A 25,234-nucleotide genomic window follows, 5' to 3' on the forward strand; every position below is an offset into this window, starting at 1 on the left:
GCTTGTGGGACACAGTATGAGCGGTGTCGGCGTCCTCGACAAGGCGGTGGTCATCCTGGCCGCCTGTGTCGACGGTGCCAGCCTGGCCGAACTCGTTGAACGCACCAAGCTGCCCCGAGCCACCGCGCACCGGCTCGCCCAGGCACTGGAGATCCACCGGATGCTGGTCCGGGACACCCAGGGGCGGTGGCGGCCCGGGCCCCGGCTCGGAGAGCTGGCCAACGCCGCCCCGGACGTCCTGCTGACCGCCGCCGAGCCGTTGCTGGCCGCACTGCGCGACGCCACCGGGGAGAGCGCCCAGCTCTACCTGCGCCGGGCCGACGAACGGGTCTGCGTGGCCGCCGCCGAACGGGCCAGCGGCCTGCGGGACACCGTGCCGGTCGGCTCGGTGCTGCCCATGACGGCCGGCTCCGCGGCGCAGATCCTGCTCGCCTGGGAACCACCCGAGGCCGTCATGCCGCTGCTGCCCCGGTCCAAGTTCACCGGCCGCACCCTCGCCGAGGTACGCCGCCGGGGCTGGGCGCAGAGCATCGCCGAACGGGAAGCTGGTGTGGCGAGCGTCTCCGCCCCGATCCGGGACCGCACCGGCCGGGTGATCGCCTCGATCAGCATCTCCGGCCCGATCGAGCGCCTCGGCCGCCGCCCCGGCGAACGCCACGCCATGGCCGTCGTCCGCGCCGGCCAACGCCTCTCCGGCCTCTGACCAGCCCTCCCCACCGCCCCACCCCCACCGCCCCGCCCCCACCCGCCCCGCCCCCACCCGCCCCGGTGATCAAGAGGTTTACGTCATTTCGATCTTCAGACCTGACGCAAACCTCTTGATCACCGGGGCGGTGGGGTCAGGGTGGGCAGCGGGGTGTGTGGATGGGGCGGTGGGGGCAGGGGGCGGTGGGGGAATGCGATCGGCCCGTCTCGGCGATGCGAGACGGGCCGATCGTTTTTGGTAGCCCCGACCGGATTCGAACCGGCGCTACCGCCTTGAGAGGGCGGCGTCCTGGGCCACTAGACGACGGGGCCAGGCACTTTTCCTGCTTCACCACCCCGCAGGGCGGTGCGGCAGTAGTCTAACGGCACCGGCATCCGGCCTCCGAGACGGGGGTCGGCCCGTGCGGGTCGGCCCGGGTGGGACAGCACCGGTACTGCGAAGTAGCGGCATCAGGGCGGGTGGGACAACGCAACATCGCCCCACAGGGTTGAGCCGTCGGCGTTGCGGACTTCACCGTCACCGGGACCGGCCAGCCCACGGGACTCAGGCCCCACGGACGAGGGCTGCGCCAGCCCACGGGACTCAGGCTCCACGGGCGCAGGCCCCACGGGCGGGACTGCCCGGTAGCGCACGGGGGCAGGGCTGCACACGACGAAGCCCGCCCCAACGAAATGGGACGGGCTTTCAGCGTTGTAGCCCCGACCGGATTCGAACCGGCGCTACCGCCTTGAGAGGGCGGCGTCCTGGGCCACTAGACGACGGGGCCAGAACATAGCTTGTGCTTCCCTGCCCTATCGGGCGGGGAAGCTGCACTCTTCCAGAGATCAACTTTGCCCCCAGAGCAGGGAACGTGGTCGATCTCCGCAAGAATCCAGCGTCCGAGGATTCGGATGAACCCTCGGTTGCGCTGGGGTACCAGGACTCGAACCTAGACTAACTGAACCAGAATCAGTTGGGCTGCCAATTACCCCATACCCCATTGGCCCCTTGTGGCGCCGGGAAGGAACTTTACCCTCCCCGCGCCAACAGGCCAAATCCGATCCCCCAAACCGCCTTTGAGCTGCGGAAACAGGGGGCGTACGGTCAGCCGACCGGCACCACCGAGTTGGTGAGCTCGCCGATCCCCTCGATCCGTACGGTGACGGTATCCCCGTCGGTGAGCGGGCTAACCCCGGCCGGGGTGCCGGTCAGCACCACGTCCCCGGGGAGCAGCGTCATCACGTGCGAGATGTACGACACCAGCGCCGGCACGTCGAAGACCATGTCCTTGGTCCGGCCGAGCTGGCGTACCTCCATCTCGTCCGGGTTGCGCCCGACCTCGCAGCGGACCTCCAGGTCGGTGACGTCGAGGTCGGTGGTGATCCAGGGGCCGATGGGGCAGAACGAGTCGAAGCCCTTGGCCCGGGTCCACTGCCCGTCGGAACGCTGGAGATCCCGCGCGGTGACGTCGTTGGCGCAGGTGTAGCCGAAGATGGCCCGCGCGGCGGTGGCCCGGTCGACCCGGCGGGCACCGGGCGCGCCGATCACCACGGCCAACTCGGCCTCGTGCTCCACCTGCCTGGTGAAGACGGGCAGCCGGATCGCGTCCCGGGGGCCGATCACCGAGGTGGACGGCTTGAGGAAGAGCAACGGCTCCTTCGGCACCTCACTGCCGTGCTCGGCGGCGTGCTCGGCGTAGTTGCGCCCGACACAGACCACCTTGCTGGGCAGGATCGGCGAGAGCAGCCGGACGTCGGGAAGTGCCCAGCGGGCACCGGTGAGCTGGATCTGCCCGAACGGATGACCCTCGATCTCGGCGATGGTCAGACCCTGCGGCCCGGCCTCCGACTCGCCCTCGACGACTCCGAACGACATTCCCTTGGCATGAGCGAAACGAGCGATACGCACCGGGCCAATCTATCCCCACGGCGGCGTCGGCCGTCGGCCACCGGCCGAGCGTCGGCGCAGCTTAGGCCATCGGTCGGTGCTCCGGGCGGGGTTCGGCGCTTCGTACCCGCCCGGAGGCGGCGCGCTCATACCGTCGGCCTCGGAGGTTCGTTGGTATGCCTGCATCGAAACGACACCACAGGACCCTCGCGGTTTTCGTGAACTGCCTGGGCATCCTCGCCGCCGTACCGGCGCTGCCCAGCCCAGGAACGGGCCCGGCGACACCGGCGGCCACCGCACCGGCAGCAGCGACGGCAGGGGCGGCCACCGCACAGGCGGTCATCGCACCGGCGGCCATCGCAGCGACGGCAGCAGCGGCAGCGGAAGCCCCGGCACCGGCACCGGTGGCAGCGACGGCGGCGGGGACACCGGCTGCGGCGGCGCACCGGGGGGCTCAGGCCGCACCGGCCGTGCCCGGGGTGGCGGCCAGCGGGGCGGTCGTCCCGGTCACCCCGTCGGCGCCCGCCCCGGGGATGACCACCGCCGGCAATCCGGGTGTGCCCCGACCGGCACCGCAGCTCACCGTCGCCGTGGCACCAGCCGCGACCTCGGTGCCGGGCTACCGGATCCTGGTCCGCAACAACGGCGTCTCGCCGGTGCAGACCATGGTCCGGCAGGAGTTGCCGGCCGGCACGTCGACCACCGCGGTCAGCGCGGGCGGGCTGGTCACCCGGCCGGGCGGGTCGACCGGCGGTGGGGAGGTCACCTGGCGGCTCGTCGTACCGGCCGGGGCGACCCGGACCCTGGACACCGCCCTGGCCGCCACCGCGCCGGGCCAGGCGCTGACCGCGCCGGCCTGCGCCTACACCGGCGACGGCGACCAGCCGTACGACTGCGCGACCGCCACCTGGCGCAGCGCGGTGACCCCGGAGGCGGCAGTGCCCGCGACACCGACCTGGCGGCAGCCCCCGATCCTGCTCGGCGCGGCCCTGGTGGTGCTGGCGCTGCTGGCCGGCGGGCTCTGGTGGTGGCAGCGGGCCCGGCGGCGGGCGAGCGGCATCGCGCCGACCGGCACCGCCCCGACGGCGGCCGGCAGCCCGCCCTACGCCGGCGGTCCGGCAGCACCGGGCGGCGGGACGGTGTATCCCCGACCCGCCGTTCCGGGACAGCTCGGACGGCGACGTAGCCCGTCGGTGTGGCTGGTGGTGGGGGTGGCCGCGACGGTGCTGGCCGGGGTGGTCTTCGCCGCCGCCTGGACGGCCACCCGGCAGGTCGCCGCGATCGACACCAGCAAGCAGCCGACCGCCGGGGCGTGGACGGGCACCAGCATGACCGGCACCGTCGGCACCCCGCTCCGGGAGAAGGCGTTCGAGTTCACCGTCTACCGGGTGGACTGCGCCACCGCGAGGGCGGCGAGCCAGCAGTGCCAGGCCACGGTCGGGGTGCGCAACGTCACCCCGGAGCAGCAGAGCTGGCACGGTCAGCTCCAGCGGGCCTACCTGCCGGGCGGGACCTGGGTGAGCACCGACGAGGACGCCACCCGGCTGGCGAACCTGGGGCGTGACGTCTTCGCCCAGCCGGTCTCGGCGGGCAGCCGGGTGGTGCTGCCGCTGGTCTTCACCGTGCACGGGATGCAGAAGCCGAAACAGTTGGAGCTGCGCAGCGGGGTGTTCTCCGCCGGGGTCCGGGTGGACGTGCCGTGACCGGCGGGACACGCCGAACAGAGGAGACGTGCCGGGGGACGTGCGCTGAGCGGGAGCGGGCGGCGGTCGTACCCTGAAGGTGTGACCGCCGCCCTCGCTCCCGCCGCCCTCGACGCGGCCGACTGGCGGGCCCGGCGGGCGGCCCACCAGACGCGGGTGGCCAGCTGGCTGGACCCGCACCTGGCCCGTCGGCGCACCGGCGGTCGGCACCCGGTGGAGGACTTCCTCTTCACCTACTACTCGTACCGCCCGGCGCAGCTGCGTCGCTGGCACCCCGGTGCCGGGGTGCTGCTGCGCGACGCGGACCCGGCCGAGTTCGGCCCGGACTACCGCGCCGACCCCGCCGGGGTCACCCTCGACACCGATCGGGTACGCGCACGACGCGCCGAGTCGGTCGCCTGGATCCGGGAGCTGCTGGCGGCCACCGCGAGCCGACCGGCACACCTGGGCTGCTTCGGGATGCACGAGTGGGCGATGGTCTACCGGCAGACCCAGGAGGAGGTTCGGCACAACGCCTGGCCGCTGCGGCTCAGCCCGGAACGGACCGCCGAGGTGGTGCGGGAACGCGGCGTGCGGTGCAGCCACTTCGACGCGTTCCGGTTCTTCACCGCGCCGGCCCGGCCGCTGAACGTGCTCCAGCCCAGCAGGGAGACCCAGCACGCGCTGGAGCAGCCGGGTTGTCTACACGCCAACATGGACCTCTACAAGTGGGCGTACAAGCTCTCACCCCTGGTCTGCTCGGAGCTGGTCGCGGACTGTTTCGGGCTGGCCCGGCAGATCCGGACGCTTGACATGCGGGCCAGCCCGTACGACCTGGCCGCCCTCGGCTGTCCCCCGGTGCGGGTGGAGACCCCCGAGGGCCGGGCCGAGTACGCGGCGGCACAACGCGGCTTCGCCGAGCGGGCCGCCGTGCTCCGCGCCCGCCTGCTGACCGCCCTGGACCTCGCCGAGGCTGTCCACAGCTAACCACCCCGGCGCACCCCTCGACCGCCCGCACGCGCGACCAGTCTCCTGCATGTTCACGCTCGAACCCCGAAGTAGTGGCCTCCGTCGTTCGGGAGGCCACTACTTCGGGGTTTCAGCACGATCTTGGGGGCGCCCTTCGGCGAACGGGTGGACCGGTCAACTGGCGGTGCAGGTCACCGCCGGTGCCGTGGCGGTGCCGGTGCTGGTGCCGAGGAACCCGAAGGTGGCCTCGGCGACCGGGGCGAGCGCGCCGTTCCAGTTCACGTTCCGGGCGGTGACCGCGCTGCCGGTCTGGGCCAGTTCGGCGTTCCACACCTGGGTGATCTGCTGCCCGGCGGGCAGGGTGAAGGTGACCCGCCAGCCGGTGGTCCGCGCGGCGCCGGTGCTGCGCACGGTCACCTCACCCTGGTAGCCACCCTGCCACTGGTTGGTGACCCGGTAACTCGCAGTGCAGGCGACCCCGGCCGGCGGCGAGGTGGTCGGCGGGTCCACCGTGGGCGACCCGGTGGGGCTCGCCGTCGGGCTGGGTGAGGTGGTCGGGCTGGGTGAGGTGGTGGGAGTGGGTGAGGTGGTGGGAGTGGGGGTCGGGGTGGTTCCGCCGAGGGCAGCCACCAGCGCCGGGTACCACCTGTCGGACATCTTCTGGTCGCCTGCCGCGTTGGGGTGCACCCCGTCGTAGGTATCGGTGGTGGTGCTGAACCCGGTCCACTGGTCGACCACCACGATCGGCGACGCGGTGGTGGCCTTCCCCGCCGCCCAGCCGTCGATCACGGCGTTCAGGGCCACCGCCCGCTGCCCGCACTCGGCACAACTCGACGGCGCCATCGGGATGATCTTCGCGACGATGATCCGCATCGCCGGGTTGCTGGCCCGCATCTGGTCCACCAGCTTCGAGTACGCAGCGAGGATGGTCGCCGGTGCGATGTTGCTCCACACGTCGTTGGTGCCGAAGTGCATGAGCACCACGTCCGGGCGGGTCGCGGCGAGCCAGCCGGGGAGCAGGTTCTGGTTGGCGACGTTCGTCACCAGGTAACCACCGTGGCCCTCGTTGTCCCCGTCGTACGGCTGACCGCAGCCCTGCGGGCCGAGGGTGCCGACGAAGTCGACGTCGGTGTGGCCGGTGGACTGGAGGCGGTTCCAGAGGATGGACCGCCAGCAGCCGGGTGAGCCGGTGATCGAGTCGCCGAGCGGCATGACCCGTACCGGGGTGGCGGCGACGGACCGGGCCGGTGGGGCGGCGGTAGCGGGATGGGCCGGCGGAGTGACGGCCAGCCCGACGAGCAGGGGGATGGCCGCAAACGCGGCGAGCATGGAGAGGAACGGCCTTCGGAGCATGGTGAGGGGACTCCTGTCACGTGACGACGTGCGGTCGGTGACGGCCCGGTTGCTCCCACCTACATCCCAGCAGACCGCACGTACCCGCTCAACGCCCTCCCGCATCGTGGCGAAGCGCTTCGACGGTCGCCGCGACCGAGGACACCGGCGAGCGCTCCGACGCGCAGCCGCTCCTCACCGCTCGGCGAGGGTGCACAGGGTGTCGGTGGACATGCCCGCCAGCCTGGGCAGACCGGGCCCGACCCCGACGCCGTCTTCCGGTGCGCGCGGTCGGGCGGTGGGGCTCAGTCCCCGTCGGCGCGGCGGTCCCGTTTGCGCTGGGACTGGCGCTTCTTGTCGGCGAGGCGGCGTTCCTTGGCGCCCCGGGAGGGGCGGGTGGGCCGACGGGCCGGCGGGGGTGGGGCGACGGCGGCGCGCAGCAGCGCGGCCAGTCGCTCCCGGGCCGCCTCCCGGTTGGCCAGCTGCGCCCGGTGCTCGCTGGCGGCGATGGTGAGCACCCCGTCGACCAGCCGCCCGGCGAGCCGCTCCAGCACCCGCTCCCGCAGCACCGGCGGCAGGCTGGTGGTGCCGGCGACGTCGAAGCTCAACTCGACCCGGGAGTCGGTGGTGTTGACGCCCTGCCCGCCCGGCCCGGACGAGCGGGAGAACCGTTCCCGCAGCTCGGCGGCGGGCACGGTCCACCTGTCGGTCACCCGCAGTCCGTCGTCCACCCGGCGAGGCTATCGCCCTCGGCCGACAGGTCTCAGCCGCCCTTGCCGATGATGGTGTCGGCGGTCTGCTGCACCTGGTCGATGGGGATGGCGAAGCCGATGCCGATCGAGCCGCTGCCGTCGATGGTGGCGATCGCCGTGTTCACCCCGACCACCTCGCCCCGGGCGTTGACCAGCGGGCCACCGGAGTTGCCCGGGTTGATCGACGCGTCGGTCTGCACCGCGCTGCGCCGGTTGGTGCCCAGCCGTACCTGCCGGTTGAGGGCGCTGACGATCCCGGCGGTCACCGTGCCGGCCAGGCCGAGCGGCGAACCGACCGCGAGCACCGGCTCGCCGACCCGGGTGGACCGGGGCTTGGCCAGGGGCAACGGGGCCAACCCGGCGGCCGACGGCACCTTCAGCACGGCCAGGTCGCTGCCGGGTTCCCGGCCCACCACCTCGGCGGCGTACCGGCGGCCGTCCGGCATCTCCACCGTCACCGCGCCACCGCCCCCCTTGGCCAGGATGTGGTCGTTGGTGACGATGTGCTGCTCGTTGTCGATGGCGAAGCCGGAGCCGGTCGCCGACTGCCCGGTGGCACCGCCGCCGACCAGCACGGACACCACCCCGGGCACGGTCTTCTGGGCGGCGGTGACCAGCTCCGCCGGCACCGGGGCGGCGGAGGCCGCCGTCGGCCCCGCCCCGCCCTGGCCGGCCACCCAGCCGCCGGCCGCCGCACCGGAGACGGTGGAGAGGGCGACCACCGCCGCCGCGGTCCACAACCGGCCACGCCAGCGCCGCCGGGACGGGTCCTCCCCCGGCCCCGGCACGTCCCACCGGTGCCGGCCGTCCGGACCGAGCTCGGGTGAGAGGAACCAGGGGCCCCGGGGCTCCCCCAGACCGGTCTGTACTGCCATACGTCCGCTCCTCACTGTGTGCTCCGACGGATCAGGGCAGGTCGGCCGAGGTCGGCCCGGCTCAGGGAAGACGGGAGAACCAGCGCATCGACCCGACTGCGGCACCCATGGCGAAGACCAGCCCGAACCCGATGAACCGGGCGGAGATGTCCTGACGTTCCTTGCGGTAGCCGACCGAGGAGCCGATGTCCTCGTACACGTTGCGCAGTTCGGCGCTGCTGCCCGCCTCGTGGAACCCGCCCCCGGTCTCGTCGGCGACCGCCCGGAGGGTCTGCCCGTCGACAGGCACCTGGATCGGCCGGCCCCCCCGGTCGACGAAGCCACCCGGGGTGCCGAACGAGATGGTGTGCACCGGCACCTTCGCCGCGACGGCCGCCGAGGCAGCCTCCATCGGGTCCGCGCCGGAGGTGTTCGCCCCGTCGGAGAGCAGGATGACCCGGGCCGGCGGCGGTTGCTTGGCCGCCTTCTCGTCGAGGCTCTTCACCGCGCCGAGGGAGGCGCTGATCGCCTCGCCGATGGCGGTGCCCTGCACCCCGGTGATCCCCTCGGCGAGCCGGTCGATGCCGTCGTGCAGGGCACCCCGGTCGGTGCTCGGCGGCACCAGCACCGCCGCGCTGCCGGCGAAGGCGACCAGGCCCACGTTGAACTCGTCGGGCAGCCCGTCGACGAAGGTCCGGGCGGCCTCCTTGGCGGCGGTCAACCGGTCCGGTTCGACGTCGGTGGCGAGCATCGACGTGGAGACGTCCACGGCGACCATCACGGTGGCCCGCTCGCGGGGCACCCGTACCTCGGCGGTGGGCCGGGCGAAGCCGACCACCAGCAGCGCCAGCATGGCCAGGAAGAGCCCGGCGGGCACGTGCCGCCGCCAGGCGGGTCGCTGCGGGGCGACCCGGTCGAGCAGCCGCAGGTTGGTGAAGCGGACCGCGTACCGGCTGCGTCGGCGTTGCATCAGCAGGTAGCCGGCGGCCAGCGCGACCACCCCCAGCAGCAGCAGGAGCCGGGTGGGTGACTGCCAGTTCACGCGACACCTCCCCGGGAGGCGGCGGGCGCGGTCGCCAGCCGACGCTGGGTGTGCACGTGTCGCACGATGTCGGCGGTCCAGTCCCGGTCGGTACGCAACGCCAGGTGACCGGCCCCGCTGCGGCGCAGCGACCGGGCCACCTGGTCGCGTTGCGCGGCGGCGGCGCTGGCGTACCGGCGGCGCAGTCCCGAGTCACCGGTCCACACCTCGCGCCGTCGGCCGGTCTCCGGGTCGACCAGGGTGATCAGGCCGACGTCGGGCAGCTCCAGTTCGCGTGGGTCGGTCACCTCGACCGCCAGCACCTGGTGCCGGGCGGCGAGCCGGCGCAGCGCCGGTTCCCAGGGGGCCGGGGCGTCATGGTCGTCGGGAAGCCCGTCGAGGAAGTCGGAGACCACCACCACCAGCCCCCGCCGGACGGCGGTCCGTTGCACCGCCGCGAGGGCTGCGACCAGGTCGGGGCCGACCGGCGGGCCGGTCGGGGGTTCGGCGTCCGCCCGGGGGGCGTGCAGCAGCGCGCGGAGCAGGCTCAACAGGTGGGTACGCCCGCTGCGGGCGGGAAACCGGCGCAGCCCGTCGGCGCTGAGCACCTGTGCGCCGAGCCGGTTGCCGGTGCCGGCGGTGAGGAAGCCGACCGCGGCGACGGCCGCCACCGAGAGTTCCCGTTTGTCCAGCTCGGCGGTGCCGTACTCCATGCTGGGGCTGGCGTCGACCAGCAGCCAGGTGGTCAGTTCCCGGTCGGCGTCGACCTCCCGGACGTGCGGCACTGTGGTGCGGGCGGTGACCGCCCAGTCCATCCGGCGTACCTCGTCCTCGCCGGGGCGGTACTCGCGGCTGCCGGCGAGTTCGCTGCCGGGGCCGGGCAGCAGGCCGCGCAGCTGGCCCTGGAGCAGCCCGTCGAGTCGGCGGGTGACGGTGAGTTCGAGGCGGCGCAGCCGCTGTTCGGGGGCGAGGTCGGCAAGCGCCGGACCGGCGGGTGCCGGGGTGGTCGGGGCGCTCACGCCGCCGCCAGGTCGGGCGTGTACTCGGGGTGGCCGGTGGCGAGCACCGGCGGGGGCACCGCTTGGACCAGCCGGTGCACCACCGCCTCGGCGGAGACCCCGTCGGCGACCGCGTCGAAGGAGAGCACCAGCCGGTGGGCGAGCACGTCGACCGCGAGTTCGCGGACGTCCTCGGGGAGCACGTACTCGCGGCCCCGCAGCAGCGCCTGGGCGCGGGCGGCGGCGACCAGGCCGAGGGTGGCCCGGGGGCTCGCCCCGTACGCCAGCAGCGGGGCGATCTCCGGCAGCCCGAAGCGGCCCGGGTCACGGGTGGCCAGGATCAGCCGGACCACGTACTCGGCGAGCGCGTGGTGCACGAAGACGTGGGCGGCCCGGCGCTGGTAGTCGCGCAGCCGGACCGCGTCGAGCACCCGACGGGGGCGGGGCCGGTCGCTGCTCATCCGGTAGAGGATGGCCAACTCGTCGGCGTCGCTCGGGTAGTCGACGACGATCTTCATGAGGAAGCGGTCCCGTTGCGCCTCGGGGAGCTGGTACACCCCCTCGGACTCGATCGGGTTCTGGGTGGCCAGCACCAGGAACGGCTCGGGCACCGGCCAGCTCCGGCCACCGATGGTGACCTGCCGCTCGGCCATCGCCTCCAGCAGCGCGGACTGCACCTTGGCCGGGGCCCGGTTGATCTCGTCGGCGAGCACCAGGTTGGCCATGATCGGGCCGAGCTCGACGTCGAAGTTCTCGGTGGAGGCGCGGTAGATCCGGGTGCCGACGATGTCGGAGGGGACCAGGTCGGGGGTGAACTGGATGCGGGTGAAGCTGCCGCCGACGACGGTGGCGAGGGTCTGTGCGGCAAGCGTCTTGGCTACGCCGGGCACTCCCTCCAGGAGGCAGTGACCGTCGGCGATCAGCGCGATGAGCAGCCGTTCGACGAGCCGGTCCTGCCCGACGATCACGCGTCTGACCTCGAAGAAGGTCTGTTCCAACTCGGCGCCTGCCGCGTCGGCTTCGACCGGGCTGGGCAGGCTGGCCAGGGTGTCCGAGATGTCCGTCACGGTGCTTGCTTCCCGTGGCGACGGGCCGGCAAACGTCGGAATTTCCGCCCCGGGAAGGCCCTTACCCACCCGGATCGGGACGACCTGCCCGGCAGGGTGGCAATCACCCGGGACGGCAGTAGCCGCACCGCAGCGGGTGTCGGAGCCATCCCTCCACAGCGGACGGTGCCGACCCCCTCCCGGGGGTCGGCACCGCCGACGGGACCGCGCCTCAGTTGGCGACGAACAGGTGGAACGGCTTGTTCGAGACCGATCCGCCGGAGCTGTACGTCTGGATGAAGACACCGTTCGCGGTCTGGTTGCGTGGCGCGACCGAGATCTCACCGGCCGGCGGCACGTTGAACTGGTCGTTGGTGCCGATAGTGGCCTGGAACGCCTTCCCGACCACGCTGTAGTCGAGCAGCACCTGATACTGGCCGGTGCCGTACTTGGTCGCCGAGACGACGTTCGCCGAGTGCTGGAGCAGGGTGCCGCCGCTGGTGACGACCGCCCAGGCGACCGAACCGGCGGCCGGCGGGGCGAGCGAGGCCTTCAGCGCCGCGCGGGCCTGCTGGGCTTCGGCCGCCGACACGAGCGGCTGGCCGGTGGCGCCGGCCTGCTGTGCCCCCGGCTGAGCCACCTCGGCCCGGGTGCTGGTCGTCGGCTGGGCGGCGGCGATCCCGCCGCCGGCCAGGGTGAGCGCCAGGACGCCGAGCGTCACCGCCGCCGCCTTACGCCTGAAGAATGTGGCCATGACAGGTCTCCCTTTTGTGACCGTGGCAATACGGCCGGCCCACCGTTCGGAGAGCCGGATGGGTCTGGTGCGGACGGGCCGGAATTGACACGGGCAGAAGAACTCCACCCGCGCCGGAAATGTTGAACGAGCAACAGCTCCAACCGGTCTGAGCTGGGATTACTACGCTCTGTTGCGGCACCTCAACGAGGAGGAACGTAACACCAACAAAAGCGGAGCGTCAATAGCGGGCCAATCCGTTTTGCCATCTTCAAAATGATGTTGGAAATTGCGAAAGATGAACTCTCACCCATTCATGAATTGGCTCCGAGGCCCTGCGGAACGGCATCGGCCACTAGGCTGGCCGCCGTGCTCCTGACCTCGGCGCCGTCCACCACCCGACGTCCCGCCGCCACCCTGGCCTGCTGGCTGGCGGTGGCACCCGGTCTCGTCTGGGCGGTGGTCCGCCTCGCCGGGCTGGACCAGGGCCCGCTGGTGCAGGCGCTCGCCTGCACCCCGTACGTGGCGGGGTGGAGCCTGCTGGCGCTGACCCTGACCCTCGCCCTGCGACGCCGGTGGCCGGCGGTGGTCGCGACGGTGGCGGCGCTGGCCCTGGTCGGGGCGGTGGCACCCCGCGCGCTGCCCGCCGGACAGCCGGCAGCCCGGGGGCCGGGGGCGGGGCTGCTGGTCAGACCCGCGCGTGGTCGAGGCCGTAGGTGAGGGCGTCGACCAGGGCGTGCCAGGAGGCTTCGACCACGTTGGGGTGCACTCCCACGGTGGTCCAGTCCCGGCCGGTGCCGTCGGCGGTCTCCACCAGCACCCGGGTCACCGCGCCCGTGCCGTGGGTGCCCTCCAGGATGCGCACCTTGTAGTCGGCCAACTCGAAGCCGCGCAACTCGGGGTAGTGCTTGGACATCCCGACCCGCAGCGCCTCGTCGAGGGCGTTGACCGGGCCGTTGCCCTCGGCGGTGGCGATCACCCGCTCACCGCGTACCCGGATCTTCACGGTGGCCTCGGAGACCACCGCACCGTCCTCCCGGTGCTCGACAAGCACCCGGTACGACTCCAGCGCGAACGGCCGCACCGGGGCGGCGCCCGGCAGCTCGGAGCGGACCAGCAGCTCGAACGAGGCGTCGGCGGCCTCGAACGACCAACCGCCCGCCTCCAGCTCCTTGACCCGGGCGGTCACCTTCGACACGGCGTCCGGATGGCCGGCCAGGTCAAGACCCAGCTCGCGGCTCTTCAGCTCGATGCTGGCCCGGCCGGCCATCTCGGTCACCAGGATCCGCATGTCGTTGCCCACCACCGACGGGTCCACGTGGTTGTAGAGCAACGGGTCGACCTTGATCGCGCTCGCGTGCAACCCCGCCTTGTGGGCGAAGGCGGCGGCCCCGGCGTAGGCCTGGTGGGTGTCGGGGGCGATGTTGGCGATCTCGGCGATGGCGTGCGAGACCCGCACCATCTGTTCCAGGCAGCCGTCGGGTAGGACGGGCAGCCCGAGCTTGAGTTGGAGGTTGGCCACGACGGCGAAGAGGTCGGCGTTGCCGGGACGCTCGCCGTACCCGTTGGCGGTGCCCTGGACGTGCCGGACCCCGGCCTCGACGGCCGCGATCGTGTTGGCCACCGCGCAGGCCGTGTCGTTCTGGGCGTGCATGCCGAACAGCTCCGGGGCGATCCCGGTCCGCGCGGTCAGATCGGTGATGGCGGCGGTGATCTGGGACGGCAGCATCCCGCCGTTGGTGTCGCAGAGCACGAACCGTTCGGCCCCCGCGGCGAGCGCGGTCTGGACCACCGAGGCGGTGTACGCGGGATCGTGCCGGTACCCGTCGAAGAAGTGCTCGCCGTCGACGAAGACCCGCCGCCCCTCGGCGACCAGGTGGGCCACGGTGTCGTGGACCATCGCCAGGTTCTCCGCGCCGGTGGTGCGCAGCGCGCGTTCGACGTGCCGGATGTCGGCCTTGGCGACCAGGGCGACGACCGGGGTCTGCGCGTCGAGCAGCGCGCGCACCTGCGGGTCGTCGGCGACGGCCACCCCGGCCTTACGGGTCGCGCCGAAGGCGACAAGCAGGGCGTGCCGCAGATCCAGCTCGGTTCGCGCCCGACGGAAGAACTCGGTGTCCTTCGGCACCGCACCGGGCCACCCGCCCTCGACGAAGCCGACCCCGAACTCGTCGAGCAGCCGGGCCACCGCGAGCTTGTCCACCACCGAGTAGCTGAGCCCCTCGCGCTGGGCGCCGTCGCGCAGCGTGGTGTCGTAGACCTGGAACGTCATCGCGAGTCCCTTCCTTCGGACCGTCGGACCTTGCGGGGGCAACAAAAAGACCCCCCGCGGATGCGGGAGGTCTGCGCGCTCGGCAGTGGGGAGGGCCGGCGCGCTAGCTGCGAATAATGCGGGCTGAGCTGGTCACGGTCGTCACTCTGCCACCCCGTCCCGGTTTTGGGAGGCAAAATCCACATCTCGGGACGGGGTGTGCGCGGCGGCACCACCGGGTACCCCCGGATGCGGACACCAAGCGCTTTTCTCCGATAACGACTACCACAGTCGAGGCAGGAGTTCCCATGAACAGGCTCGACCCGCACGCCACGCACGGCACCACCGACCCGATGGTCGACGACGGCCAGGGCGCGATCCCCGGTGGCGCACCCGCCGGGGCGTTCAGCCCGTGGAGTTACCGGGACGAGGCCGGGGTCGCCGACGCCGACCTGGTCGGCTACAAGGTCGAGGCCACCGACGGCGGCATCGGCAAGATCGACGACGCGAGCCACGAGGTCGGCGGCAGCTACCTCGTCGTCGACACCGGGCCGTGGATCTTCGGCAAGAAGGTGATGCTCCCGGCCGGCACGGTCGCCCAGGTCGACCACGACGACCGGAAGGTCCACGTCGACCGCACCAGGGACCAGATCAAGGCCGCTCCCGAGTACGACGAGACCAGTCACAGCGACTCGGCGTACCGGGACAAGCTGGGCGGCTACTACGACGACACCTACGGCAACCTGCCCCCGGGCACCGCACGGTAGCCACCCGGCTGCCGCTCGGACGGCACAGCCGTCGGCCGGCGGCACGCCCGTCGAACGGCACGCCCGTTGATCGGCACGCCCGTCGAACGGCACGCCCGTTGATCGGCACGCTCGTCGGACGGCACGGTCGATGGGGCACGGTCAGCCAGCACGGTCGATGGGCACGGTCGGTGGGGGCGCGCACACGCCCCGCCGACCGTTACCGTGTCCGGATGAACCCCACCGAGGACAGTCGCCGCATCCCGTTCTCCGCGATGTTCAACTTCCGCGACGTCGGCGGCTATCCCGGCCACGACGGTCGTACCGTCCGCTGGGGCCGGCTCTACCGATCGGACTCCCCGCACCGGATCGACGGCAACGACCGGGAGGCCTTCACCGCCCTCGGCATCCGTACCGTGATCGACCTGCGCCGCCCGGACGAGGTGGCCCGGGACGGCCGGGTGCCCGACGTGGACGGACTCGCCTACCGGCACATCCACCCCGAGCACGCCGACTGGGCGCTGCGGATGTACGAGCCGGACTCCAGCCTGGCCCGCTACCTCGCCGACCGGTACGTCGACCTCGCCGACACCGGCACCGCCGGGCTGGCCGAGGCGGTCGGCCTGATCGCCGACAGCGCCAACGCTCCCGTCCTGGTGCACTGCGTCGCGGGCAAGGACCGCACCGGCATCGTCTGTGCACTGACCCTGTCGGTGCTCGGCGTCGACGACGACCGGATCGCCGAGGACTACGCGCTGAGCACCGAGGCATCCCAACGGTTCAGCGCCTGGTTGGCGGAGGCCATGCCGGACGCCCAGAAGCCGCCCGCGCCGTTCCTGGGCTCCCCCGCCGAGGCGATGTCGCTCTTCCTCACCGAACTGCGCCGGCGGCACGGTTCGATCGAGGACTACCTGCGGCACGCCGGAGTCACCGACGCCCAACTCGCCGCCCTCCGCGACCACCTGCTGGAGCAGCCCGACCGAACGCAGTAGCCGCACCCACACCAACAGCTGGCTCGGGAGGGCGGTGCGGTCGGGCGGTGCGGTCGGGCGGTGCGGGCGGGTCGGGCGGTGCGGGCGGGCGGTGGGGGCGGGCGGGGCGGGCGGGCGGGCGGGGCGGGCGGTCGCGGGCGGGCGGTCGCGGGCGGTGGGGGCCTCGCGGTTGGGGGTCGGCGATCCATGGTCAAGGTCATCGGTCGCAGATGCCCGGCCCAACCGGCGCGTAGGGGCCCGACGCCCCAGGTATCAGATCCCTCGGTGTGTCCTTTAGAGCTGATGACGTAAACGGATCACCACCACCACGGCCCGACCTACTGACCGTCCGTCAACACGCACGCATGACCGGTAGGGAACACACCCGAGACCAGGCACGCCCAGCATCGCCGGCACGACCGAGACGACAGGCACGACCGAAACAACCGGCACCACCGGCACCGAACCAACCCGCACCACAAACCAACCGGCACCACGAGACAGCCGGCACGACCGGCACCACCGAACCAACCAACACCACCAGACGACCGGCACCACCGGCACCACCGAACCAACCAACACCACCAGACGACCGGCACCACCGAGGCAGCCGAGCCGACAGGCATGACCGAGACGACCGGCATGACCAAGGTGAGGGCCGGCAGGCAGGGCTCTAACCACCCGCTGTAGACCCGCCACCATGCCCGGCCCGGATAGCCGGGGTGATCAATCCCGGCAGGGTCGGCCGCTGCCGGCGAGCCGCATGTCTGTCGGCGGCACCGTGATTCGTCTACGTCATCAGCTCTAAAGGACGCGAACCTACCTACCTACCTACCGCAGCAGCAGCCAGGCGGGGCAACACCGGCCGAGCAGCGCTCAGCATGCCCAGGGCGCAACACAAGCAGGGCTCAGGCAAGCAGGGCTCAAGACGAGCAGAGGCAAGCCACGGCAGCAGTGGGGCGGCTAGCAGGGTCAGCACCATCAGAGGTCAGCAGGGGCCGACGCGGGGCGTGGTCGCGAACCACCTACCAGTGTCCGGACACCAGGGACGCACGAGCACCAAAGCCGCCCGAGCACCACAGACGCCCGAGCACCACAGACGCCCGAGCACCACAGGTGTCCGGACAGCACCGGTGCCCGGACACCACCGACGACGGATCAGAGGACGCGCTGTACCCAGCCGTGCGGGTCGGGGGCCGCGCCACGCTGGATCGCCACCAACTGCTCCCGCAGCGCGGTGGTGGACCGTCCCGCCTCGCCACCGCCGATCACGAACTCGCCGTCGGGGAAACGTACCCGGGCGATCGGGGTGATGACGGCGGCGGTGCCACAGGCGAAGACCTCGCGCAGGCGGCCACTCTCCGCGTCGGCCTGCCACTCGGCGAAGCTGATCGGGCGTTCGACCACCTGGTGCCCGGCGGCGGTGGCCAGGGAGAGCAGCGCGTCCCGGGTGATGCCGGGCAGGATCGTGCCGTTCAGCGGCGGGGTGACCACGGTGTTGTCGTCGTAGACGAAGAAGACGTTCATGCCGCCCAACTCCTCGACGTAGCGGCGCTCCACCGCGTCCAGGAAGACCACCTGGTCGCAGTCGGCCTCGATCGCCTCCGCCTGCGCGGAGAGCGACGCGGCGTAGTTGCCGCCGCACTTGGCCGCGCCCGTACCGCCGGGGGCTGCCCGGGTGTAGTCCGGGGAAACCCAGACCGTGACCGGCTTGACCCCACCGGCGAAGTACGCGCCGGCGGGCGAGGCGATGACGCAGTAGAGGTATTCCTTGGCCGGGCGGACCCCGAGGAAGACCTCGCTGGCGAACATGAAGGGCCGCAGGTAGAGGCTGGCGTCAGCACCCTCGGGGATCCAGTCCCGGTCGATCTCGACCAGCCTGCGCAACGACTCGACGAACAGCTCCGCCGGCAACTCCGGCATGGCCAGCCGCCGGGCGGAGGTGATGAACCGGGCCGCGTTGGCCTCCGGCCGGAACATGGTGACCGACCCGTCGGCCGTCCGGTACGCCTTCAACCCCTCGAAGATCTCCTGCGCGTAGTGCAGGACGGCGCTCGCCGGGTCCATCGGGATCGGCGCGCGGGCCTCGACCCGGGGGTCGTACCAGCCTTTGCCGTCGGAGTAGCGGATGGTCACCATGTGGTCGGTGAAGACCTGGCCGAAACCCGGGTTGGCCAGCACGACGGCCCGCTCGGCGGCGGATACCGGCGCGGGATTCGGACGGATCTCGAAATCGAGCATGTCACCACCGCTCATCGCGCTGACCTCCCTGGGAGTTGACGGCGTGTGGGGGCCACGCGCCGAACTGGTGCCAGAAACCTACCCCGAACGGTCGTTCAGTGGATAGCTCCACCCGGGTGGATCAGGCCGCCGCGTGTGCGGCGAGCCGATCCCCCACCTCGTCGGTCCGCAACGCCACGCCCGACGTACGGGCGGCCAGCTCGGCGGCGACCGCACCGGTCACCCGGGCGGCGGCATCGGCGTGACCGAGCTGGTCGAGCAGGAGCGCGGCGGAGAGCACGGCGGCCACCGGGTCGGCGACCCCCTTGCCGGCGATGTCCGGCGCCGAGCCGTGCACCGGCTCGAACATCGACGGGTACGCCCCGGCGGGGTTGATGCAGCCGCTGGCCGCCAGACCGATTCCCCCGGTCACCGCGGCAGCGATGTCGGTGAGGATGTCACCGAACAGGTTGTCGGTGACCACCACGTCGTACCGCTGGGGCTGGGTGACCAGGAACATGGCGGCGGCGTCGACGTGCTGGTACTCGGTGTCGACGTCGGGGTGCTCGGCGGCGACGGCCGCGAACGCGCGCGCCCACAACGAGCCGGCGTGGGTCAGCACGTTGGTCTTGTGCACCAGGGTGACCTTGCGGCGTTCCCGGCGACCGGCACGGGCGAACGCGTCCCGGATGACCCGCTCCACCCCGTGCCGGGTGTTCAGGCTCTCCTCCGTGGCCACTTCGGCCGGGGTGTCCCGGTGCAGGCTGCCGCCGGCACCGGCGTAGAGACCCTCGGTGCCCTCCCGGACGACGACCAGGTCGACCTCGCCCGGCTTGACGTTGGCCAGCGGACCGGCCACCCCCGGCCAGAGGCGGGACGGCCGCAGGTTGACGTACTGGTCGAAGGCGAAGCGGAGCTTCAGCAGCAGGCCGCGCTCCAGCACGCCGGGCGGCACGGTCGGGTCGCCGACCGCGCCGAGCAGGATCGCGTCGTGACCGGCCAGCTCGGTCAGCACCGAGTCGGGCAGCACCTCACCGGTGCGGTGGTACCGCGCCGCGCCGAGGTCGTACTCCGTGGCCTCGACCCCGGGGAGCACGGCGTCGAGGACCTTGAGGGCCTGCGCGACCACCTCTGGTCCGATCCCGTCCCCGGCCACCACCGCGATCCGTGCCACCAGCGCTCCCTCACCTCGTCCGTTGCCGTGAACGGTACGTCGCCGTCCCGACTTCCGGTACGGCCCTTCCATGATCTGAGACGTGCAGATCCTCAGCAGGCTCCCAGGCAGCATTCATGGTGCGGTCATCTCCACTGCCTAAGGTCAACCTCATCGACGGGTCGTGGGGCCCGGGACGGACCAGCCGCGACGCCGCGGCACCGTCGGTGAAGGAGCAGTGTAATGCGGACCGAGCAGCAGCGGGGACCAGGCCGACTGGACGAACAACCGCGCACCCGTTGGGTGGACCAGGGGGCGTTCTCCCGACGCCGTCCCGACCTGCGCCTCGGCACGCACAGCCACCGCCTCGACCGCGTCGGTGACCCGCCCGGCGGCCGGATCGCCGTGCAGCACTCCGTCCGGACCGGCACCGCCGAATACTCGCTCCTGCTCAACGCCCCCGAGCAACTGGGCCGACGGGTGGTCGGCGACGCGCTGCGCGACGCCGTCGCCGAACTGCGGGCCATCGACCTCACGTACGGGCCGAACCGGCCGGAGAGCCTGGTCTCCCGGTTACGGCGCGGCGAGATCAGCCCCGAGTCGTACCCGCCGCTGACCGACCTGGTCGACCGCTGCGCGGCCATGCGGGCCGCCACCGACGGTTGGTTCGACGCCTGGGCCGTCCCCGGCGGTTTCGACCCCGGCGGCCTGCTCAACGGTTGGGCGGTGGAGCGGGCCGCGACCCGGCTGCGGGCCGCCGGCATCACCGACTACGCGGTGCTCTCCGGCGCCGACCTGACGGTACGCGGACACGCCGCGCACGGCGGCCCGTGGCGGGTGGCGGTGCACCACCCCACCGACGGCCGGCGCACCCCGCTGGTGCTGGAGATGACGGCCGGCGCGGTCGGCACCTCCGGGGTGAGTGGCCGGCGGGGACACGTGGTCGACCCGCACACCGGGGAACCGGCCGGGCAGCTGGTCGCCGCGACCGTCGTCGGACCGGACCTGGCGGTGGCCGACGCCTACGCGACCGCGCTGTACGCGGCCGGTCCGGTGGGGCTGTCGTGGTTCCGCACCGACTCGGCCTATCAGGCTCTCTTCGCCCACCGGCGCCGCTGAGCGGTGCCGTGGCGCGTCGGCCGACCTGTGGAGGGGGTCCACGGGGTGGCGCGGTCGACGGGCCGGCGATCGGCCCCCACGGTCTCGGCAACGACCGTGGGGGCCGGTCGACGACGAGTGCGCGTGGCTCGCGCATTCGAGGGGTGCGGGCCGGTCGTGCGGCGTTCGACCCCGTCACCCGAAGACGGGTCGCCGCCACAACTTTCCGGTGACCGCACCGGTACCGTAGCGAATCGACGCAACTCGACGCAAGGGGCTCCACAGCGGACGGTATTCTTCGGACGCTCCCACCACCTGCGGGAACCACGGCGGGTCAGTGTCGCCCGGGTGAACGCATGATGGCACGCTGTCCGCCGTGAGTTTCGATCTGAGCGTGTGGGCCCTCCACGACGGGGCCACGCCGGAGGACGTCCGGACGGCGGTGCAGCGGTGCCGCGAAGGGCAGCACGGCGAGCGGTATCCGGACCCCCGGGTGGTCGGCTTCTACCGGGCCATCACCGCCTCCTATCCCGACCGTCCCTCCCATCAGGGCACCCCGTGGGAGGTCTCGCCGCTGCACGCGGCCGCCGACCACGTGGCCCTGAACCTCGTCCCGACCTGCGAGGACCAGGTGCTGTTGGACATCGAGCGGCTGGCCGGCGAGTACGACCTGATGCTCTTCGACCCCCAGGACGGCTCGGTCTACCCACCGCCGTCCCGCGTCGCCCGCTGACCCGACGTACCCGCGCCACCCGGCCGCGACCTGGCATCCCGGCGCCACCCGGCCGCCACCCGACGTTCCCGCGCGGCCGGACGACGACCCGCGTCCGCTCCCCGTCGGGTGTGGACGACGGAAGGGCCCGACCGTGACGGCCGGGCCCTTCCGAGGCTGTGCCGGTGGGACTACTCGTCGCGCAGGTCCGCCGCGCTGGCGGCGGTCGCGCCGATCGAGTCGGCCGCCGAGGTGAGCAGGTCCGCCCCGAGCGCCTGGTCGACGGTGAGGGTCATCAGGGTCTCGCCGCCGGCCTCGCGGCGGGCCACCTGCATGGCGGCGATGTTGATGCCGGCCTCGCCGAGCAGCGTGCCGACGGTGCCGACCACGCCCGGCCGGTCGGCGTAGCGCAGGAAGAGCAGGATGCCCTCCGCGCCGATCTCCACGTCGAAACCGTCCACCTCGGTCAGCTTGAGGACGTCGCGGGCACCGGTGTGGGCGACCGTGCCGGAGACGCTGACGGTACGGCCGTCGGGCAGCGCGCCCCGCACGGTGACCAGGTTCGGGTGGTCGACCGTCTCGGCCTGGGTCACCAGGGCCACCTCGACGCCCCGCTCGGCGGCCAGGTGCGGCGCGTTGACGTAGGTGACCTGCTCCTCGACCACCGAGCTGAACAGCCCCTTGGTGGCGGCGAGCTTGAGCACCGACACGTCGTGGTTGACGATCTCGCCGCGCACCTCGACGGTGACGCTGGCGGCCACCCCGCCGGCAACGGCGGTGAACGCCCGGCCCAGCTTCTCGGTCAGCGGCAGCAGCGGCCGGACGTCCTCGGCGACGACGCCGCCGGCCTGCACGTTCACCGCGTCCGGCACGAACTCGCCCTGCAACGCCAGCTTGACGCTCTTGGCGACGGCCAGACCGGCCTTGTCCTGCGCCTCGTGGGTGGAGGCGCCCAGGTGCGGGGTGGCCACCACGTTGTCGAAGGCGAACAGCGGCGACGAGGTGCACGGCTCCTTGGCGTACACGTCGACGCCGGCACCGGCGACCCGCCCCTCGGCGATCGCGTCGGCCAGCGCCTGCTCGTCGACCAGGCCGCCCCGGGCGGCGTTGACGATCCGGACGCCCGGCTTGACGATCGCCAGCTCCTTCTCGCCGATCAGGCCGACCGTCTCCGGGGTCTTCGGCAGGTGGATGGAGATGAAGTCGGCCTCCCGCAGCAACTCCTCCAGGCCCACCAGGCGGACGCCGAGCTGGGCGGCGCGGGCCGGCTGGATGTAGGGGTCGTACGCGATCAGCCGGGTGCCGAAGGCGGCGATGCGCTGCGCGAACAGCACGCCGATCCGGCCGAGGCCGACCACGCCGACGGTCTTGCCCTGCAACTCGACGCCGGTGTACTTGGACCGCTTCCACTCGCCGGCCTTGAGCGCGGCGCTGGCGCTTGCGGTGTTCCGCGCGACGGCGAGCAGCAGCGCGACGGCCTGCTCGGCGGCGGAGACGATGTTGGAGGTGGGGGCGTTGACGACCATGACCCCCCGCGCCGTGGCGGCCGGGACCTCGACGTTGTCCAGCCCGACGCCGGCCCGGGCGACCACCTTCAGGCGCGGCGCGGCGGAGATCGCCTCGGCGTCGATCTGCGTGGCACTGCGCACGATCACCGCGTCGGCCTCCGCCAGCGCGGAGAGCAGGGCCGGGCGGTCGGTGCCGTCGACGTGGCGTACGTCGAAGTCGTGCGCGAGCACCTCGATGGCGGCGGGGGCGAGTTCTTCGGCGATCAGTACGACAGGATTCATCGGTCCTCGTAGACGTCGTATTAGGTTGGGCCGGGGCGACCGGGCGCCGCGATGCGCCCTGCGCCGATCCGGGCCAGTGGCCGTCAGGTGCCGGTCACGCACCTCACCAAGGATCGTAGGGGCCACCCAGGCCAGCATGTCCCGGACTGAGGGGTGAGGGCCCTCACACAGCGTTGTCGCACGCCTGTCATCCGCCGTTCATCCGGCCCGGGAGCGCGCGGCAACGGGCCGATCGGCCCGATGAGGCATCGATCACCCCATCCCGCCAGGTGAGCCCGGCACGACGCACGACGGAACCGGGTGAGGCCCGGCGGGCAGCAGCGCCACCATCGCCTCGGCGACCACCCGCGGCAGCAGGCGGGGCGGCGCGGCAGCAGGCGGCGCGGCGCGGCGGCGAGCGGGGCGGCGACGAGCGGGGCGGCAAGCGGCGCGGCGGGGCGGCGCGGCGCGGGGCGGCGGGGCGGGCCGGTCGAGTCGCCCCGGAGTGAGTTATCCAGAAAGCGGTATGCCTGGCAGTCATATTTATGCCTGCCAGGCATACCGCTTAACTCCATGACATCGGCCTGCCGCGACACGCCCGGCGCAATCGGCGACCACGCAGGACCGCAGAGGCTCAGCGCGCGCCGCCAGCCAACCGGTCTCCCATCGGGTGCCGCCGGTCGAGCAGCCTCTCAGCGCGCCGCCGGCCAGTCGGCTCTCAGCGCGCCGCCGGTCAGGCGGTCTCGGTGAGCGGGCGGTCCACCCAGCTCATCATGGAGCGCAGCTTCTGGCCGGTCTCCTCGATCGGGTGCGCCGCACCCTCGGCCCGCCACTTGGCGAAGTTCGGCCGGCCGGCGTCGTCCTCGGCCACCCACTCGCGGGCGAACTCGCCGGACTGGATCTCGCCGAGGATCTTGCGCATCTCGTCCTTGACCCGGGAGTCGACGACCCGCGGACCACGGGACAGGTCGCCGTACTCGGCGGTGTCGGAGATGCTGTAGCGCATCCGGGCGATGCCGCCCTCGTACATCAGGTCGACGATGAGCTTCAGCTCGTGCAGGCACTCGAAGTAGGCCACCTCGGGGGCGTAGCCGGCCTCGGTGAGCACCTCGAACCCGGTCTGCACCAGGGCCGCCGCGCCGCCGCAGAGCACCGCCTGCTCACCGAAGAGGTCGGTCTCGGTCTCCTCGGTGAAGGTGGTCTTGATGGCGCCGGCCCGGGTGCCGCCGATGCCCTTGGCGTACGCCAGGGCGAGCGGGAAGGCGTTGCCGCTGGCGTCCTGCTCGACGGCGACCAGGCAGGGCACGCCCTTGCCGTCGACGTACTGGCGGCGGACCAGGTGGCCGGGGCCCTTCGGGGCGACCATCGCCACGTCCACGTCGGCCGGCGGGGTGATCAGCCCGTACCGGATGTTGAAGCCGTGACCGAAGAAGATGGCCTTGCCGGGGGCGAGGTTGGGGGCGATCGACTCGGTGTAGATGGTCCGCTGGGCGGTGTCCGGCGCCAGGATCATGATCACGTCGGCCTCGGCCGACGCCTCGGCCGGGGTGAGCACCCGCAGGCCCTGCTCCTCGGCCTTCGGCCGGCTCTTGGATCCGGCCGGCAGACCGATCACCACGTCGACACCGGAGTCGCGCAGCGACAACGCGTGGGCGTGGCCCTGGCTGCCGTACCCGATCACGGCGACCTTACGACCCTGGATCAGGCCCAGGTCGGCGTCGTCGTCGTAGTACACCTCAACGCTCATTGACTTCCCTTTCGTACGGCGGTCTCGTCGGACCGTCGTGGACTGTGTGCGGTGGCGGGTGGGCGGCGCGCGGTCAGGCGGCGCGCAGCGCGGGGCCGGCGGTGATCGATCGCGAGCCGCGCCCGATCGCCACCGTGCCGGACTGGACCATTTCCTTGATCCCGAACGGCTCCAGGTCGCGCAGCAGCGCGTCGAGCTTGTCGGGGGTGCCGGTGGCCTCGACGGTGAGGGTGTCCGGCGCGACGTCGACCACCCGGGCCCGGAACAGGGCGACCGTCTCCAGCACCTGCGCGCGGGCGGTACGGTCCGCGCGGACCTTGACCAGCAGCAGCTCCCGCGCCACCGAGACCTGCGGGTCCAGTTCAACGATCTTGAGTACGTTGACCAGCTTGTTGAGCTGCTTGGTGACCTGTTCCAGCGGCGACGAGTCGGCGTTGACCACGATGGTGATCCGGGAGACGTCGGGGTTCTCGGTCTCGCCGACGGCCAGGCTGTCGATGTTGAACCCGCGCCGGGAGAACAGGCCGGAGACCCGGGCCAGGACACCCGGCTTGTTCTCCACCAGCACGGACAGGGTGTGCAGGGTCATGCCACCGTCTCGCTTCGCT

General features: G+C 72.5%; 22 protein-coding genes and 3 tRNA genes. 8 read left to right on the forward strand and 17 right to left on the reverse strand.

Annotated elements, in window-relative coordinates:
* The first annotated feature begins 16 nt into the window (after nt 1–16).
* The gene (locus tag OHQ87_RS17770; RefSeq protein WP_328339239.1) at nt 17–703 is read left to right on the forward strand and encodes an IclR family transcriptional regulator; all 687 of its coding nucleotides are present in this window, start codon (nt 17–19) and stop codon (nt 701–703) included.
* A gap of 238 nt (nt 704–941) precedes the next feature.
* Here OHQ87_RS17770 and OHQ87_RS17775 read toward each other — a convergent pair.
* The 4 genes from OHQ87_RS17775 to OHQ87_RS17790 form a co-directional block, all read right to left on the reverse strand.
* A tRNA-Glu gene (locus OHQ87_RS17775) sits at nt 942–1,017 on the reverse strand.
* 382 nt (nt 1,018–1,399) lie between these two features.
* Nucleotides 1,400–1,472 (reverse strand) — tRNA-Glu (locus tag OHQ87_RS17780).
* Nucleotides 1,473–1,613: 141 nt separating this feature from the next.
* A tRNA-Gln gene (locus tag OHQ87_RS17785) sits at nt 1,614–1,685 on the reverse strand.
* A gap of 104 nt (nt 1,686–1,789) precedes the next feature.
* On the reverse strand, nt 1,790–2,593 hold the full coding sequence (locus OHQ87_RS17790) for a fumarylacetoacetate hydrolase family protein (RefSeq protein ID WP_328339240.1): 804 nt from the start codon (nt 2,591–2,593) through the stop codon (nt 1,790–1,792).
* A 155-nt stretch (nt 2,594–2,748) separates the two neighbouring features.
* On the opposite strand from OHQ87_RS17790, the gene OHQ87_RS17795 reads away from it, so the two are divergent.
* Together OHQ87_RS17795 and OHQ87_RS17800 are read left to right on the forward strand one after the other, a co-directional pair.
* Entirely contained in the window at nt 2,749–4,275 is a 1,527-nt protein-coding gene (locus OHQ87_RS17795) for a hypothetical protein (protein ID WP_328339241.1), read from the forward strand.
* 81 nt (nt 4,276–4,356) lie between these two features.
* Entirely contained in the window at nt 4,357–5,241 is an 885-nt protein-coding gene (locus OHQ87_RS17800; protein ID WP_328339243.1) for a 3-methyladenine DNA glycosylase, read from the forward strand.
* Nucleotides 5,242–5,397: 156 nt separating this feature from the next.
* Here OHQ87_RS17800 and OHQ87_RS17805 read toward each other — a convergent pair whose 3' ends face one another.
* From OHQ87_RS17805 to OHQ87_RS17835, 7 genes are all read right to left on the reverse strand, one after another.
* A complete protein-coding gene (locus OHQ87_RS17805; RefSeq protein ID WP_328339245.1) occupies nt 5,398–6,576 on the reverse strand; it encodes a cellulose binding domain-containing protein in 1,179 nt (392 codons plus the stop codon).
* A gap of 284 nt (nt 6,577–6,860) precedes the next feature.
* Entirely contained in the window at nt 6,861–7,286 is a 426-nt protein-coding gene (arfB, locus tag OHQ87_RS17810; RefSeq protein ID WP_328339247.1) for an alternative ribosome rescue aminoacyl-tRNA hydrolase ArfB, read from the reverse strand.
* Nucleotides 7,287–7,318: 32 nt separating this feature from the next.
* Entirely contained in the window at nt 7,319–8,182 is an 864-nt protein-coding gene (locus OHQ87_RS17815; protein WP_328339249.1) for a S1C family serine protease, read from the reverse strand.
* 61 nt (nt 8,183–8,243) lie between these two features.
* On the reverse strand, nt 8,244–9,203 hold the full coding sequence (locus OHQ87_RS17820; RefSeq protein ID WP_328339251.1) for a VWA domain-containing protein: 960 nt from the start codon (nt 9,201–9,203) through the stop codon (nt 8,244–8,246).
* Complete coding sequence (locus OHQ87_RS17825; RefSeq protein WP_328339253.1) at nt 9,200–10,201, reverse strand: DUF58 domain-containing protein; 1,002 nt, start codon at nt 10,199–10,201, stop codon at nt 9,200–9,202. The genes OHQ87_RS17820 and OHQ87_RS17825 overlap by 4 nt, the downstream gene beginning before the upstream one ends.
* A complete protein-coding gene (locus OHQ87_RS17830; RefSeq protein ID WP_328339255.1) occupies nt 10,198–11,247 on the reverse strand; it encodes an AAA family ATPase in 1,050 nt (349 codons plus the stop codon). The genes OHQ87_RS17825 and OHQ87_RS17830 overlap by 4 nt, the downstream gene beginning before the upstream one ends.
* A 211-nt stretch (nt 11,248–11,458) precedes the next feature.
* Entirely contained in the window at nt 11,459–11,980 is a 522-nt protein-coding gene (locus tag OHQ87_RS17835) for a hypothetical protein (RefSeq protein WP_328339257.1), read from the reverse strand.
* A gap of 348 nt (nt 11,981–12,328) precedes the next feature.
* Between OHQ87_RS17835 and OHQ87_RS17840 the strand changes: the two genes are divergently transcribed.
* Entirely contained in the window at nt 12,329–12,679 is a 351-nt protein-coding gene (locus OHQ87_RS17840; RefSeq protein WP_442930500.1) for a hypothetical protein, read from the forward strand.
* On the opposite strand, the gene cimA is transcribed toward OHQ87_RS17840, so the two are convergent.
* Nucleotides 12,648–14,231, reverse strand: coding sequence for a citramalate synthase (gene cimA, locus OHQ87_RS17845; RefSeq protein ID WP_328339259.1), 1,584 nt, complete (start codon nt 14,229–14,231; stop codon nt 12,648–12,650). The genes OHQ87_RS17840 and cimA overlap by 32 nt on opposite strands.
* 287 nt (nt 14,232–14,518) lie before the next feature.
* Here cimA and OHQ87_RS17850 point away from each other — a divergent pair, with 287 nt between their 5' ends.
* Together OHQ87_RS17850 and OHQ87_RS17855 are read left to right on the forward strand one after the other, a co-directional pair.
* The gene (locus tag OHQ87_RS17850) at nt 14,519–14,977 is read left to right on the forward strand and encodes a PRC-barrel domain-containing protein (protein WP_442930501.1); all 459 of its coding nucleotides are present in this window, start codon (nt 14,519–14,521) and stop codon (nt 14,975–14,977) included.
* Between the two features lie 212 nt (nt 14,978–15,189).
* The gene (locus tag OHQ87_RS17855; RefSeq protein ID WP_328339260.1) at nt 15,190–15,948 is read left to right on the forward strand and encodes a tyrosine-protein phosphatase; all 759 of its coding nucleotides are present in this window, start codon (nt 15,190–15,192) and stop codon (nt 15,946–15,948) included.
* Between the two features lie 1,137 nt (nt 15,949–17,085).
* Here OHQ87_RS17855 and OHQ87_RS17860 read toward each other — a convergent pair.
* On the reverse strand, nt 17,086–18,183 hold the full coding sequence (locus OHQ87_RS17860) for a branched-chain amino acid aminotransferase (protein ID WP_328339262.1): 1,098 nt from the start codon (nt 18,181–18,183) through the stop codon (nt 17,086–17,088).
* Nucleotides 18,184–18,289: 106 nt separating this feature from the next.
* Nucleotides 18,290–19,321, reverse strand: coding sequence for a 3-isopropylmalate dehydrogenase (locus OHQ87_RS17865; protein WP_328339264.1), 1,032 nt, complete (start codon nt 19,319–19,321; stop codon nt 18,290–18,292).
* A 222-nt stretch (nt 19,322–19,543) separates the two neighbouring features.
* Between OHQ87_RS17865 and OHQ87_RS17870 the strand changes: the two genes are divergently transcribed.
* Both OHQ87_RS17870 and OHQ87_RS17875 read left to right on the forward strand, forming a co-directional pair.
* Nucleotides 19,544–20,419 (forward strand): FAD:protein FMN transferase, encoded by an 876-nt coding sequence (locus tag OHQ87_RS17870; protein WP_328339266.1) that lies wholly within the window; start codon nt 19,544–19,546, stop codon nt 20,417–20,419.
* A 355-nt stretch (nt 20,420–20,774) separates the two neighbouring features.
* Nucleotides 20,775–21,131, forward strand: a complete 357-nt coding sequence (locus OHQ87_RS17875) for a hypothetical protein (RefSeq protein ID WP_328339268.1) — start codon at nt 20,775–20,777, stop codon at nt 21,129–21,131.
* 170 nt (nt 21,132–21,301) lie between these two features.
* Here the strand turns inward: OHQ87_RS17875 and serA are convergent, their stop codons facing one another.
* The 3 genes from serA to ilvN form a co-directional block, all read right to left on the reverse strand.
* A complete protein-coding gene (gene serA, locus OHQ87_RS17880; RefSeq protein ID WP_328339270.1) occupies nt 21,302–22,900 on the reverse strand; it encodes a phosphoglycerate dehydrogenase in 1,599 nt (532 codons plus the stop codon).
* A 712-nt stretch (nt 22,901–23,612) separates the two neighbouring features.
* Entirely contained in the window at nt 23,613–24,626 is a 1,014-nt protein-coding gene (gene ilvC, locus OHQ87_RS17885) for a ketol-acid reductoisomerase (protein WP_328339272.1), read from the reverse strand.
* A gap of 73 nt (nt 24,627–24,699) precedes the next feature.
* Nucleotides 24,700–25,215: an acetolactate synthase small subunit gene (gene ilvN, locus OHQ87_RS17890; RefSeq protein WP_067307043.1), complete on the reverse strand. Its 516-nt coding sequence runs from the start codon at nt 25,213–25,215 to the stop codon at nt 24,700–24,702.
* Between the last annotated feature and the right edge of the window lie 19 nt (nt 25,216–25,234).

The organism is Micromonospora sp. NBC_00421 (assembly GCF_036017915.1).
Classification (GTDB): Bacteria; Actinomycetota; Actinomycetes; order Mycobacteriales; family Micromonosporaceae; genus Micromonospora.